The 13,048-nt window shown below is 38.5% G+C and carries 13 protein-coding genes; 12 read left to right on the top strand and 1 reads right to left on the bottom strand.

All coding sequences use genetic code 11. The annotated features are described in order from the left end of the window. The first annotated feature begins 125 nt into the window (after positions 1–125). The 9 genes from HMPREF2542_RS05945 to HMPREF2542_RS05985 all read left to right on the top strand — a co-directional run bounded on the left by HMPREF2542_RS05945 (position 126) and on the right by HMPREF2542_RS05985 (position 7,761). Positions 126–815, top strand: coding sequence for a tRNA (adenine(22)-N(1))-methyltransferase (locus HMPREF2542_RS05945; protein WP_003068665.1), 690 nt, complete (start codon positions 126–128; stop codon positions 813–815). After that, entirely contained in the window at positions 802–1,599 is a 798-nt protein-coding gene (locus tag HMPREF2542_RS05950) for a Nif3-like dinuclear metal center hexameric protein (protein ID WP_058669632.1), read from the top strand. Before HMPREF2542_RS05945 ends, HMPREF2542_RS05950 begins: the two co-directional genes overlap by 14 nt. A gap of 12 nt (positions 1,600–1,611) precedes the next feature. Continuing rightward, positions 1,612–2,709: an NAD(P)/FAD-dependent oxidoreductase gene (locus HMPREF2542_RS05955; protein WP_049477197.1), complete on the top strand. Its 1,098-nt coding sequence runs from the start codon at positions 1,612–1,614 to the stop codon at positions 2,707–2,709. After that, entirely contained in the window at positions 2,710–3,180 is a 471-nt protein-coding gene (locus HMPREF2542_RS05960; RefSeq protein WP_058669631.1) for an 8-oxo-dGTP diphosphatase, read from the top strand. Positions 3,181–3,322: 142 nt separating this feature from the next. Beyond that, on the top strand, positions 3,323–4,192 hold the full coding sequence (rfbA, locus tag HMPREF2542_RS05965; protein WP_003040344.1) for a glucose-1-phosphate thymidylyltransferase RfbA: 870 nt from the start codon (positions 3,323–3,325) through the stop codon (positions 4,190–4,192). Positions 4,193–4,195: 3 nt separating this feature from the next. After that, positions 4,196–4,789, top strand: coding sequence for a dTDP-4-dehydrorhamnose 3,5-epimerase family protein (locus tag HMPREF2542_RS05970; protein ID WP_020997880.1), 594 nt, complete (start codon positions 4,196–4,198; stop codon positions 4,787–4,789). A gap of 31 nt (positions 4,790–4,820) precedes the next feature. Then, a complete protein-coding gene (rfbB, locus tag HMPREF2542_RS05975; protein WP_058669630.1) occupies positions 4,821–5,867 on the top strand; it encodes a dTDP-glucose 4,6-dehydratase in 1,047 nt (348 codons plus the stop codon). Positions 5,868–5,901: 34 nt separating this feature from the next. After that, the gene (gene galE / locus HMPREF2542_RS05980) at positions 5,902–6,921 is read left to right on the top strand and encodes a UDP-glucose 4-epimerase GalE (RefSeq protein WP_058669629.1); all 1,020 of its coding nucleotides are present in this window, start codon (positions 5,902–5,904) and stop codon (positions 6,919–6,921) included. Positions 6,922–7,179: 258 nt separating this feature from the next. Then, a complete protein-coding gene (locus HMPREF2542_RS05985; protein WP_058669628.1) occupies positions 7,180–7,761 on the top strand; it encodes a class I SAM-dependent methyltransferase in 582 nt (193 codons plus the stop codon). Positions 7,762–8,283: 522 nt separating this feature from the next. Here the strand turns inward: HMPREF2542_RS05985 and HMPREF2542_RS05990 are convergent. Beyond that, positions 8,284–9,366, bottom strand: a complete 1,083-nt coding sequence (locus HMPREF2542_RS05990; RefSeq protein WP_003068682.1) for a M24 family metallopeptidase — start codon at positions 9,364–9,366, stop codon at positions 8,284–8,286. 264 nt (positions 9,367–9,630) lie between these two features. Between HMPREF2542_RS05990 and ccpA the strand changes: the two genes are divergently transcribed. The 3 genes from ccpA to HMPREF2542_RS06005 all read left to right on the top strand — a co-directional run bounded on the left by ccpA (position 9,631) and on the right by HMPREF2542_RS06005 (position 13,040). Continuing rightward, positions 9,631–10,635 carry a catabolite control protein A gene (ccpA, locus tag HMPREF2542_RS05995; RefSeq protein WP_039677205.1) on the top strand — a complete coding sequence of 335 codons (1,005 nt, stop codon included), beginning with the start codon at positions 9,631–9,633 and terminating at the stop codon, positions 10,633–10,635. Between the two features lie 91 nt (positions 10,636–10,726). Further along, positions 10,727–11,725 (top strand): LTA glycolipid anchor biosynthesis glycosyltransferase, IagA/BgsA family, encoded by a 999-nt coding sequence (locus HMPREF2542_RS06000; RefSeq protein ID WP_003068685.1) that lies wholly within the window; start codon positions 10,727–10,729, stop codon positions 11,723–11,725. Between the two features lies 1 nt (position 11,726). After that, complete coding sequence (locus tag HMPREF2542_RS06005; RefSeq protein ID WP_058669627.1) at positions 11,727–13,040, top strand: glycosyltransferase family 4 protein; 1,314 nt, start codon at positions 11,727–11,729, stop codon at positions 13,038–13,040. Positions 13,041–13,048: the final 8 nt, after the last annotated feature.

Genomic DNA, 13,048 nt, shown 5'->3' on the forward strand with positions numbered 1-13,048 from the left:
TAATCACAAAGTTTCTTCTGTTTGGCTTGACAAGTGGATGATTGATTCCTTTGGGATAAGCTCTTTTTTTAGTTCTTTAAAAATGATATACTAAAATAAAACAATTATGTTAGAAATGAGTTGTTATGCAAGTAAAGAATATCTCAAAGCGATTGGGGAAAGTGGCTAGTTTTGTTCCACAGGGTGCTAAAATTTTGGATGTAGGGAGTGATCATGCTTATTTGCCTATTTATTTAATGCAGCAGAGACGAATTGTGTCGGCTATTGCTGGCGAAGTTGTTGATGGGCCTTATCAATCTGCAGTTGCCAATGTGTCGGACAATGAATTGTCCGATAAAATTTCTGTCCGCTTGGCAAATGGTCTGGCAGCTTTTGATGAAAAAGATCAGATTGACGTTATTATCATTGCAGGGATGGGAGGACGATTGATAGCAGATATTTTAGCTAATGGCAGTGCGAAATTGGCATCTGTTAAGCGTCTGATTCTTCAGCCTAACAATCGGGAAGATGAACTTCGCAGGTGGTTGTGTGGTCATGATTTTCAAATTATTGAGGAGACTCTTGTGGAAGAAAATGGGAAATTCTACGAAATCATAATAGCTGAGCAGGGGAAGCAAGTGTTGAATGCTGATCAAGAACGTTTTGGACCATATCTGATGAGAAAGCAGTCGGCTATTTTTCAAGATAGATGGCAGCGGGAAGCAGATAAGCTAGAAAAAGCTCTGGCTAAAATCCCGATGAAAAATCTGGCAGAACGCTCTGCTATATCCCAAAAAATCAACCAAATCAAGGAGGTGCTCCATGCTGGCGAGTGATTTTATTAATCGTTATGAAGCTTACTGCCCTCAGGACTTATCCGAGGAGGGAGATGTTCGAGGATTGCAAATTGGAACTCTGAATAAGGAAGTTAAGCGGGTGCTGGTGGCATTGGATATCCGCGAGCAGACAGTTGCAGAGGCGATTGAAAAGGGAGTGGATTTGATTTTGGTTAAGCATGCTCCAATTTTTCGTCCTATTAAAGATTTGGTGGCGGAGCGATCTCAGAATCAGATTTACATCGATCTGATTAAGCATGATATTGCAGTTTATGTCAGCCATACCAATATTGATATTGTAGATGATGGTCTTAATGACTGGTTCTGTGACCTACTGGAAATCACCGATACGGATTATCTTAGTGAAACGGCTCCCGGGCACGGTATTGGGCGTATTGGCAAGATTGTGCCTCAGACTTTCGGAGAATTTGCAATCAAGGTTAAGGAAGTTTTTGATTTGGATAGCCTGCGTTTGGTGACTTATTCGGTTGTGGATCTGGAGAGAATGATTGAGAAAGTAGCGATCTGCGGTGGCAGTGGTCAATCCTTGTACAAAGAGGCATTTGTTAAGGGAGCACAAGTTTATATTACGGGCGATATTTACTACCATACAGCACAAGATATGTTAAGTGATGGTCTTTTAGCTTTGGATCCGGGTCATCATATAGAAGTGCTTTTTGTAGAAAAATTAGTTGAAAAGTTTCAAGACTGGAAAGTAGAAGAGGGCTGGGAAGTTGAATTTTTAGCCAGTCAGGTTTCTACAAATCCGTTTAAACATATCTAAGTAGGAAATTGTATGAAAAAAGTAGCGATTATCGGAGCAGGGATTGTCGGATCGACTGCTGCTTATTATCTATCGAAAAATTCTATCTTTCAGGTGACCATTTTTGATCATGGAATAGGTCAGGCAACCAAGGCAGCAGCTGGTATTATCAGCCCATGGTTTTCCAAACGGCGTAATAAAGCGTGGTATCGTATGGCACGACTGGGAGCAGATTTTTATCTGGATTTGATAGCTGATTTACAGAAGGACGGTTTTGCAACGAAGTTTTATCAGCAAACTGGCGTCTTTTTGTTGAAGAAAAAAGAGAAGAGTCTGGAGACGCTCTATGAGTTAGCAAATCAACGGCGGCATGAGTCGCAACTAATTGGTAACTTGCAATTATTTTCACGAGCGGAAGCAATGGAGTACTTTCCGGGGCTTCAAGGTTTTGACCGGCTGCTCTATGCTTCTGGAGGAGCACGCGTGGACGGTTCTTTATTGACTCAGATTCTGCTTGCGGCTAGTGGTGCAAACCTAATCCAAAAGAAAGTAAATTTGGATATTCGAGATGATGCTTGCTGGGTTAATCGTTCTTGTTTTGATCAAGTTATATTAGCAACAGGAGCGTGGTTGCCTGAGCTGTTGAAACCACTAGGTTATCAAGTGGATATTCGTCCACAAAAAGGTCAATTACGAGATTATCAGACTGGTCTGGTGACAAATGATTATCCAGTGGTCATGCCAGAAGGAGAGCTAGATATTATTCCTTTTCAAAATGGCAAAATCAGTATGGGCGCTACTCACGAAAATGAAATGGGCTATGATTTAAGAGTGGATCAAGACTTGCTGGATAAAATGGAACAGGAAGCTTTTTACTATTTTCCTAGCTTGTCTCAAGCAAACAGAATGAGCGAACGGGTCGGAATTCGAGCCTATACCAGTGACTTTTCTCCCTTTTTTGGTCAGGTGCCAGATCTTTCGCAAGTATTTGCAGCCAGTGGTTTAGGCTCTTCTGGTTTGACGACAGGTCCTCTCATCGGTTATCATTTAGCTCAGATGGTTCAGGGAAAAAGCGGTAGCTTAAATCCAGCGGATTATCCCATTGAAAGATACATTAAGAAAGAGAAATAGATGACAGAAAAAATTTTAAATTGGGTTAATATTTGTGTGAAAAAAAGGGACAAAGTTCTTTTGCTTAACCGCCAGCATGATGATTTTAAAGGCTGGATTCAACCAGGTGGGAAAGTTGAGTTTCCAGAATCTTTTTTTGAAGCAGCTGTGCGAGAGTTGAAAGAGGAAACAGGATTGATAGCTTTGAATTTACAGCTTAAAGGCATTTCAGGTTTTACCAATCCGACAAAAGCAGAGCGTTATGTCTATTATGATTTTCTATGTGAGAATTTTGAAGGAGAACTACTAACAAAATCACGAGAAGGTCAGCCAAAATGGTGGTCAATTGATGAACTGAATTCAATATCTATGCAGGATGATATCAGGGATAGGCTTCCTTTATACTGGCGACAAGGCTCTTTTGAGCGTATTCACTATTGGGATGAAGAAAATCATTGTATCAAAGAAACCAAGACGATATTGTATGACTGAGTTAGCAATGATTTTAGGTTAAATGTAAATCCAAGAAACTCTTACAGGAGTGTGCTTTTAAATTTTAGTTTTTAAGTAAAAAGTGACATCCGCTTTCAAAAATGGTAAAATAAAGAGAATACATTAAGAGAGGAAACTCATTATGAAAGGTATTATTCTTGCAGGCGGCTCTGGTACACGTTTGTATCCTTTGACTAGAGCTGCATCTAAACAACTCATGCCGGTTTATGATAAACCCATGATTTATTATCCGCTATCAACCCTCATGCTGGCTGGTATCAAGGATATCTTGATTATCTCAACACCGACAGATCTCCCTCGCTTTGAGGATTTGTTGGGCGATGGCTCGGAGTTTGGTATCAAGCTTTCTTATGCTGAGCAACCAAGTCCAGATGGCTTGGCTCAAGCCTTTATTATCGGTGCTGACTTTATTGGAGATGACCATGTGGCTTTGATTTTAGGTGATAATATTTATCATGGTCCAGGCCTTAGCAAAATGTTGCAAAAAGCTGCTTCTAAAGGAAAGGGAGCGACTGTTTTTGGTTATCAAGTGAAAGATCCAGAGCGTTTCGGTGTGGTTGAATTTGATGAAAATATGAATGCGATCTCTATCGAAGAAAAACCAGAACAACCCCGTTCTAACTACGCAGTTACAGGACTTTATTTCTATGACAATGACGTAGTAGAAATTGCTAAAAATATCAAACCTAGCCCACGTGGAGAGCTGGAAATCACTGATGTCAATAAGGCTTACTTAGACCGCGGTGATTTGTCTGTTGAGCTGATGGGACGAGGTTTTGCTTGGTTAGACACCGGTACACACGAGAGCTTGTTAGAAGCTGCTCAATATATTGAAACCGTCCAACGTATGCAAAATGTTCAAGTCGCAAACTTAGAAGAAATTGCCTACCGTATGGGGTATATTACCAAAGAGCAAGTGCATGATTTGGCACAATCGCTTAAAAAGAACGAATACGGTCATTACTTATTGCGTTTGATTGGAGAAGAATAAGACATGTCTGAACAATTTTTTGAAAAAAAATTAGCAGCCCATAAGATTGAAGCTATTCCTGGCATGCTGGAATTTGACATTCCAGTTCATGGGGACAACCGTGGCTGGTTCAAAGAAAACTTTCAAAAAGAAAAAATGGTGCCACTTGGTTTTCCGGAAAGCTTTTTTGCAGAAGGGAAATTGCAAAACAATGTCAGTTTTTCTCGTAAAAATGTTCTCCGTGGTCTTCATGCAGAACCTTGGGATAAGTATATTTCTGTCGCAGATGGCGGTAAAGTTCTTGGTTCTTGGGTTGATTTGCGTGAAGGAGAGACATTCGGAAATACCTACCAAACGGTTATTGATGCCAGCAAGGGAATTTTCGTTCCTCGCGGTGTAGCAAATGGCTTCCAAGTATTGTCAGATACGGTTTCTTATAGTTATTTGGTCAATGATTACTGGGCATTGGAATTGAAACCTAAGTATGCCTTTGTCAACTATGCTGACCCTACTCTTGAAATTAAATGGGAAAATCTTGATCAAGCAGAAGTCTCTGAAGCAGATAAGAATCATCCAATGCTTAAGGATGTTAAGCCTTTGACCAAAGATATGTTATAATACCCTCAGAAAAATAGGAGAAAATCTTTTCATGACTGAATATAAAAATATTGTAGTGACAGGTGGAGCAGGATTCATCGGCTCTAACTTTGTCCATTATGTCTATAATAACTTTCCAGATGTGCATATCACGGTTCTGGATAAGCTAACTTATGCTGGTAATCGAGCTAACATTGAAGAAATTCTAGGTGATCGCGTGGAGTTAGTCGTTGGAGATATTGCAGATGCAGCAATTGTTGATCAAGTAGCTAAGAATGCGGATGCAATTGTTCATTATGCAGCCGAAAGTCATAATGACAATTCGCTAAATGATCCTCGTCCATTTATCGATACGAACTTTGTTGGAACTTATACGCTTCTTGAAGCAGCTCGTAAATACGACATTCGTTTCCACCATGTGTCGACTGACGAAGTTTACGGAGACCTTCCTCTTCGTGAAGATCTTCCAGGGCACGGTGAAGGACCGGGTGAAAAATTCACCCCAGAAACGAAATACAATCCAAGTTCACCTTATTCGTCAACCAAGGCAGCTTCTGACTTGATTGTCAAAGCTTGGGTGCGCTCTTTCGGTGTCAAGGCAACTATTTCTAATTGTTCAAATAACTATGGACCATATCAACACATCGAAAAATTTATTCCGCGCCAAATTACCAATATCCTCTCAGGTATTCGTCCAAAACTTTATGGCGAAGGTAAGAACGTGCGTGATTGGATTCACACGAATGATCACTCATCAGGGGTTTGGACTATTTTAACAAAAGGCCGTATCAGTGAAACCTACTTAATAGGTGCAAATGGTGAGAAGAACAACAAAGAAGTGCTAGAGCTCATTCTCAAAGAAATGGGACAACCGGCTGATGCTTACGATCGTGTAACAGACCGTGCTGGACACGATTTGCGCTATGCTATTGATGCTAGTAAGTTGCGTAATGAACTTGGCTGGAAACCTGAATTTACTAACTTTGAAGCTGGTTTGAAAGAAACTATAAAATGGTATACAGACCACCAAGATTGGTGGAAAGCTGAAAAAGAAGCTGTCGAAGCTAACTATGCTAAGACTCAAAAAGTGTTGAAATAAACTAGTATTGAAGCTTTGTCTTTAAAGGAGAATCATGAAACATAAAATTTTAGTAACAGGTGGAGCGGGATTTATCGGAACTCACACCGTTATTGAGTTAGTTAATGCTGGACACGAAGTTGTTATTGTTGATAATCTAGTGAACAGCAGTAAAAAAAGTGTAGAAGTTGTAGAACGAATTGTTGGTCAAAAAGTTCCATTTTACCAAGTAGACATTCGTGACAAGAAGGCTTTACTTGAAATTTTTAAAGACGAACAACCGACAGGCGTTATTCATTTTGCAGCCTTGAAAGCAGTCGGTGAATCAACACAGATTCCGCTAACATATTACGAAAACAATATTACAGGAACATTGACATTGTTGCGTGTCATGGAAGAAGTTAAGTGCAAAAATATTATTTTTAGCTCTTCTGCAACAGTTTATGGTGATCCGCAGACTGTTCCAATCTTGGAAGATTTCCCGCTTTCAGTCACGAATCCTTACGGACGTACAAAACTAATGATTGAGGAAATGCTGACAGATATTTACAAAGCTGATTCAAGCTGGAATATTGTTTTGCTTCGTTACTTCAACCCAATTGGTGCGCATGAAAGCGGTGATCTGGGCGAAAACCCAAATGGCATTCCAAATAATCTTTTGCCATACGTGACACAGGTTGCAGTTGGAAAATTAAAAGAAGTTCAAGTATTTGGTAATGACTATCCAACAGTTGACGGTACCGGTGTGCGTGATTATATTCACGTGGTGGATTTAGCAAAAGGACATGTCGCATCTCTTTCAAAACTTGAAAGAGATGCAGGAATGAATATCTACAATCTTGGAACTGGTAAAGGATATTCTGTATTAGAAATCATTCAGAATATGGAAAAAGCAGTAGGTAAGCCAATTCCTTATAAAATTGTTGACCGTCGTCCTGGCGATATTGCCATTTGTTATGCCGACTCTACAAAAGCAAAAGAGGAATTAGGTTGGGAAGCACAATTTGATATTACGCGTATGTGCCAAGACGCTTGGCATTGGCAAAGAAAACATCCAAATGGGTTTGATGACTAAATAAAAGGATATTTCAACTAGTAAGCGAGGTCGGGATAATGGTTTCTCAACCTCGCTTTTTAATAGAAATAAGCCTGACGCATAGTAGTTGATTGCTCAACCTATTGCTTTGAGATTTGGGAAAGAACTTGCTATTTTTTTAGGAAGCTTGTATGAATGATAAGCTGATAGTAATTTCAAAATGAATTTACTAAGAAATTAGAAAACCAGTTAAGCATTTTTCTGGAAGAATGACTTACTTTCTGTTAAACTAAAAGTATGGAACATAATTTTAATCATAAAGCAGAATCATTTGATTCTTCCCAAAATAAATTTATTGCCGATCTCATTCGTCAAGAGTTGGAAAAGCAAGTTGTAGATTTTTCTGACAAGCATATTTTAGATTTTGGCGGTGGTACCGGATTGGTGAGCCTGCCATTGGCAACTCAATCCAAGTCAGTCATGCTTGTTGATATTTCTGACAAAATGCTTGAGCAGGCTCATCTAAAAGTAAAGAAGCAAGCCATTAATAACGTTCATTTATTGCAGCAGGATTTACTGTCAACTCCATTAAATCAATTGTTTGACATCATTTTAGTCAGTCGTGTTCTTCATCATATGTCAAATATTGAAGAAACTTTGAATGTGTTTAGAAATCATCTTGCTGATGACGGACAACTTTTTATTGCTGATTTTGTCAAAACAGATACAAATCATCATGGTTTTCATCTTGCTGATTTGGAAGGAAAACTGTCTCAAAGCGGTTTCTCATCAGTCCAATCTCAGATTATTTATAGTGCAGATAAACTCTTTTTAGGAAATTATGCGGAGCTTTTCTTGACACTAGCACAAAAAATATAGAATTGAACAAAAATCTTTTTTTGTAGACTTTGATTTTCTTTTACTTTATAAGTTCAGTATGAAAAATATTCTTGGATTTTACAGTAGTTACTGCTCCTATCAGTTGTTTATATTATAATAAGTATCAATATATAAAGGGTTTATGGGTTTATGAAGGTATTGTCACAAGATTTTTTCGACGCATATCAGACTGACACTTTTTCATTAAACTGGAAGCATTCTACTAGAATAGTACATCTTTATTTTTTGAGTTTTCAAGTTATTTAATTTCATATTGAGCAGAACAAAGTGCGCTCCCATAATTTGGGAACGCACTTTCTCTATATTTCTTATATTCTTGAGCTTAACGATATAAGCTGGTCGGATGAACACCCAAGGGTGTTTGTACAGGTCAAACTTCTTCTAAGATAAGGTCAATAACCGTTAGATTGCAAGCTTTATTGAACATTTTTCGTGGTAAAATATTTCTGCGTTTCCACTTAATTTGTAGTTACTTTATTATACCAAGCCTAATTTTAGCATTTAATCAAAATAGAGTAAATCTTTGCTTGTGCTTGTAAAGACTTCAAAGCCATTTTTTGTGACATGACCACAGTCTTCGATACGGACACCGACTTTTTCTGGAATGTAAATTCCTGGTTCAACAGAGAAGCACATGCCTTCTTCGATAACCATGTCGTTACCTTCCATGATAGATGGAAATTCGTGAACACTCATACCGATACCATGTCCTAAGCGATGATTGAAATATTCTCCATAACCGGCTTTTTCAATGACCGTGCGAGCAGCACGATCGACTTCATGAGCGGTTACACCTGGTTTGATAAAGTCTAGAGCAGCCCGTTGAGCTTCAAGTGTTAGATTGTAAATCTCCTTTTTAAATTGATCTGGTTTCCCAACAGCAACTGTTCGTGTCATATCGCTGGCATAACCGTTGACCATACAACCCAAGTCAAACAGAAGAAGTGCATTGTTTTCTACTTTGTTAGCACCTGGAATGCCATGCGGATTAGCAGCATTATTGCCTGTCAAAACCATCGTTTCAAAACTCATCTCATAGCCAAGTTGTTTGATACCGAAATCAATTTGAGCAATGATATCTGTTTCTGTCTTATCGAGAGAAATAGTATCAAAACCAATGCTGACAGCTTTATCCGCGTATTCTCCTGCGACAAACATTTTCTTGATTTCATCTGCTGATTTGATGAGACGCATACGATTGATGTAAGGCGTTAAATTGGTAAATTCAGCTTGTTCGAAAACGGTGTGTAATCCATTGTATTTGGTCAAAATCAAGTTATCAAATTCAACAGCAGTGTTTCGGAAACTGCCCGCTGGCAAGGCTGCTTTGATTTTTTTCCAAGGGTTTTCCGAGTCAACATAACCGACAACCTTAAAATTAACAATCGCACTAGCTCGTTCTACCTCAAGAGCAGGAACAAAGAGCAGCGGTTCATGATTTGTGAAAATAAAAAGAAACATTTGGCGTTCATGAGGGTCGCTATAAAATCCTGTTAAATAATTGATCGTGACAGGATCAGAAACGACAGCAACGTCTGCTTTTTCTGTTTCCAGATAAGAAATAATTTGATTTATTTTTGTCATTCTATTACCTTCTTTCTATGCTCTATTTTTGCAAAAAATAGAGCAAAAAGCAAGGGTAGAATGATAACTTTTTTAATACTTCAGAGATTTTATCAATTAAGTAAATTTTTCTTGTAAAATAATGGATAAAATTGCTAAGAAGTTACCGAAAGAACAAGATTTTTCAAAAAGTTATCAAAATGCTTGAAAGTGTTTCCAATAAGTGATAAAATGATTTTGGTAGGAATGTGAAAACGATATTTTCAATAATAGAAAGGATAATTTATGAACACAGACGATACTGTAACGATTTATGATGTCGCCCGTGAAGCGGGAGTTTCAATGGCGACCGTTAGCCGTGTAGTAAACGGCAATAAAAATGTAAAGGAAAATACAAGAAAAAAAGTCTTGGAAGTCATTGACCGCCTTGACTATCGACCAAATGCAGTTGCTCGTGGACTTGCAAGTAAGAAAACGACAACAGTAGGAGTTGTCATTCCAAACATTACAAGCAGTTATTTTGCAACGCTTGCAAAAGGAATTGATGACATCGCAGAGATGTATAAGTATAATATTGTTTTGGCAAATAGTGATGAGGATGATGACAAGGAAGTTTCTGTTGTCAATACCTTGTTCTCAAAACAAGTGGACGGCATTATCTTTATGGGATATCATCTAACAGAAAAGATTCGTTCTGAGTTTTCTCGTTCAAGGACGCCGGTTGTACTTGCAGGAACGGTTGACGTGGAACATCAATTGCCAAGTGTTAATATTGATTACAAACAAGCAACTATGGATGCAGTAGAGCACCTCACTAAAAACAATAAAAAAATTGCTTTTGTGAGTGGACCTTTGGTAGATGATATAAATGGTAAGATTCGTTTGATTGGCTACAAAGAAGCGTTGAAAAAAGCAAAACTTTCTTATAGTGAAGGGCTTGTCTTTGAGTCTAAATACAGCTATGAGGATGGCTATCAATTGGCAGAGCGTGTCATTGCTTCTAAAGCGACAGCGGCCTTTGTGACTGGTGATGAACTGGCAGCTGGATTGTTAAATGGCTTATCAGACAAAGGTGTAAATATACCAGAAGATTTTGAAATCATTACTAGTGATGATTCGCAGGTAGCACGTTTTACTCGTCCGAATTTGACGACAATTGGGCAACCTTTGTACGATCTTGGTGCGATTAGTATGCGCATGTTGACTAAGATTATGCACAAGGAAGAGTTGGAAGAACGTGAAGTGGTGTTAGCTCATGGTCTTATTGAGCGCCGTTCAACAAGGAAGTAAGGGAGAGACCGCAAGGTCTTTTTCTTTTGCTTTTATAATGCATTGACCTTCTTGGTTTAATTTTTTCCATCTTTTGGGTATAATAGAAGACATGAAAGTATTACTTTATTTAGAAGGCAAGGCCGTTTTGGAAAAGTCGGGTATTGGTCGAGCTTTGCAACATCAGATGAAAGCTCTAGACTTGGCTGGGATTCCCTACACGACAGACCCTTCGGGAGATTATGATGTGGTGCATATCAATACCTATGGACCTAGGAGTTTGCGACTTTTGCATAAAGCTAAAAAGCAAGGAAAAAAAGTGATTATGCATGGGCATTCGACTAAGGAGGATTTTCGCAATTCATTTATTGGGTCGAATCTTTTTGCTTCTGCTTTTGGTAAGTATCTAGCACATATGTATCAAATGGCAGATTTTATCATTACACCATCTGAGTATTCCAAAAAATTGATTCAGGCTTATGGCGTGACAACACCAATTGTGGCTGTTTCTAATGGGATTGATCTCAATAAATATAAAAAAGATCCTCATAAAGAGATGGTATTTAGAAAGCATTTTAATATTCAAGAAGGTGGTAAGGTTGTCGTCTGTGCAGGGCTTTATTTCAGACGCAAAGGGATTGAAGACTTTGTAGAAGTAGCACGCAGAATGCCAGATGTTCGCTTTATTTGGCTGGGAAGTATTAACAAGTGGATCATTCCACGGAAAATCAGAAATCTTGTACTGTTTAATCATCCTAAAAATGTTGAATTTCCAGGTTATTTCAAGGGGGCTGTTTTTGAAGGAGCTATGAGCGGCAGTAGTCTCTTCTTTTTCCCTAGCTATGAAGAGACGGAAGGAATCGTTGTGTTGGAAGCGTTGGCTAGTCATCAACACGTGGTTTTGCGAGATATTCCCGTATATGAGGGCTGGATTGATGAGCAATCAGCTGAATTGGGGCATAATGTAGATGAATTTGTAGACTCTATCCAAAAGATTTTGGATGGTAAAGTAGATAAGCGAGAAGCTGGCTATAAGGTGGCGCAGAGTCGTTCAATTGATGATGTGGCTTATAAACTTGTGGATGCTTATCAAGAAGTATTGGAGATGTAGCATGCGAATTGGTCTTTTTACGGATACCTATTTTCCTCAAGTTTCTGGAGTGGCAACGAGTATTCGTACTTTGAAAACAGAATTAGAAAAGCTTGGACATACTGTTTTTATTTTTACAACGACAGATAAGGATGTCAATCGCTATGAAGATTGGCAAATTATTCGAATTCCGAGTGTGCCATTTTTTGCTTTTAAAGATCGTCGGATTGCCTATCGTGGTTTTTCAACAGCCTTAGAAATTGCACGTCAATATCAATTGGATATTATTCATACTCAGACTGAATTTTCTTTGGGTCTATTAGGTGTTTGGATTGCGAAAGAGTTGCGAATTCCAGTTGTTCATACTTATCATACACAGTATGAGGATTATGTACGCTATATTGCTAAAGGCATGGTTATTCGTCCTAGCATGGTCAAATACATTGTTCGCGGATTTATGAGTGATTTGGACGGTGTGATTTGTCCGAGCGAAATTGTTTATGACTTGCTCATGAAATACAAAGTAAAAGTAGAAAAACGTGTTATTCCGACTGGAATTGAGTTGGCTAAATTTGAACGTCCAGAAATTACTTCTGAAAATATTGCAGATTTGCGAGACAAATTAGGGATTGCTAAAGATGAAACCATGCTTCTCAGTCTGTCGCGTGTTTCTTATGAAAAGAATATTCAGGCAATTTTAGCTGCTCTGCCGGCTGTTTTGGAAGAAAATCCAGATGTGAAATTGGTAGTGGCAGGAGATGGACCTTATTTGTCTGACTTAAAAGCACAAGCCAAACGGTTGAACATTATAGATGTAATTATTTTTACAGGTATGATTGCACCCAGTGAGACAGCCTTGTATTATAAAGCGGCGGACTTCTTTATTTCAGCTTCAACTAGTGAGACGCAGGGTTTGACTTATTTAGAAAGTCTAGCCAGTGGCACTCCGATTATTGCTCATGGTAATCCTTATTTAGACAATGTTATCAACAATAAAATGTTTGGAACGCTTTATTATGAAGAACGTGATTTGGCGGGAGCAATTTTGGAAGCTGTTATTGCAACACCGGATTTAGATGAAAAGAATTTTGCTGCAAAATTATACGAAATCTCTGCTGAAAACTTTGGACGTCGTGTCTATGAATTTTATCTAGATTTGACCATTTCAAAAGATTTCAACAATGACTTGTATCCAGAAGTTTCAGCCAGCAGGAGGTTGGCACAATCAGTTATGCATTTGCCACAAAAAGCAATTGCTCTTCCTGTAAACGGTTCAGCGCGAATATTTAAAGCCTCAAAACGACAAATCAAAAATATACAGAAATACCTAAAATAAAACTTCTA

The organism is Streptococcus sp. HMSC034B05, assembly GCF_001809055.1.
Classification (GTDB): domain Bacteria; phylum Bacillota; class Bacilli; order Lactobacillales; family Streptococcaceae; genus Streptococcus; species Streptococcus constellatus.

Coding starts and splice junctions, on each gene's coding strand:
- rfbA (WP_003040344.1), top strand. CDS start 3,323: ATGAAAGGTATTATTCTTGCAGGCGGCTCTGGTACACGTTTGTATCCT.
- HMPREF2542_RS05945 (WP_003068665.1), top strand. CDS start 126: ATGCAAGTAAAGAATATCTCAAAGCGATTGGGGAAAGTGGCTAGTTTT.
- rfbB (WP_058669630.1), top strand. CDS start 4,821: ATGACTGAATATAAAAATATTGTAGTGACAGGTGGAGCAGGATTCATC.
- HMPREF2542_RS05960 (WP_058669631.1), top strand. CDS start 2,710: ATGACAGAAAAAATTTTAAATTGGGTTAATATTTGTGTGAAAAAAAGG.
- HMPREF2542_RS06000 (WP_003068685.1), top strand. CDS start 10,727: ATGAAAGTATTACTTTATTTAGAAGGCAAGGCCGTTTTGGAAAAGTCG.
- ccpA (WP_039677205.1), top strand. CDS start 9,631: ATGAACACAGACGATACTGTAACGATTTATGATGTCGCCCGTGAAGCG.
- HMPREF2542_RS05955 (WP_049477197.1), top strand. CDS start 1,612: ATGAAAAAAGTAGCGATTATCGGAGCAGGGATTGTCGGATCGACTGCT.
- HMPREF2542_RS05950 (WP_058669632.1), top strand. CDS start 802: ATGCTGGCGAGTGATTTTATTAATCGTTATGAAGCTTACTGCCCTCAG.
- HMPREF2542_RS06005 (WP_058669627.1), top strand. CDS start 11,727: ATGCGAATTGGTCTTTTTACGGATACCTATTTTCCTCAAGTTTCTGGA.
- HMPREF2542_RS05970 (WP_020997880.1), top strand. CDS start 4,196: ATGTCTGAACAATTTTTTGAAAAAAAATTAGCAGCCCATAAGATTGAA.
- galE (WP_058669629.1), top strand. CDS start 5,902: ATGAAACATAAAATTTTAGTAACAGGTGGAGCGGGATTTATCGGAACT.
- HMPREF2542_RS05985 (WP_058669628.1), top strand. CDS start 7,180: ATGGAACATAATTTTAATCATAAAGCAGAATCATTTGATTCTTCCCAA.
- HMPREF2542_RS05990 (WP_003068682.1), bottom strand. CDS start 9,366: ATGACAAAAATAAATCAAATTATTTCTTATCTGGAAACAGAAAAAGCA.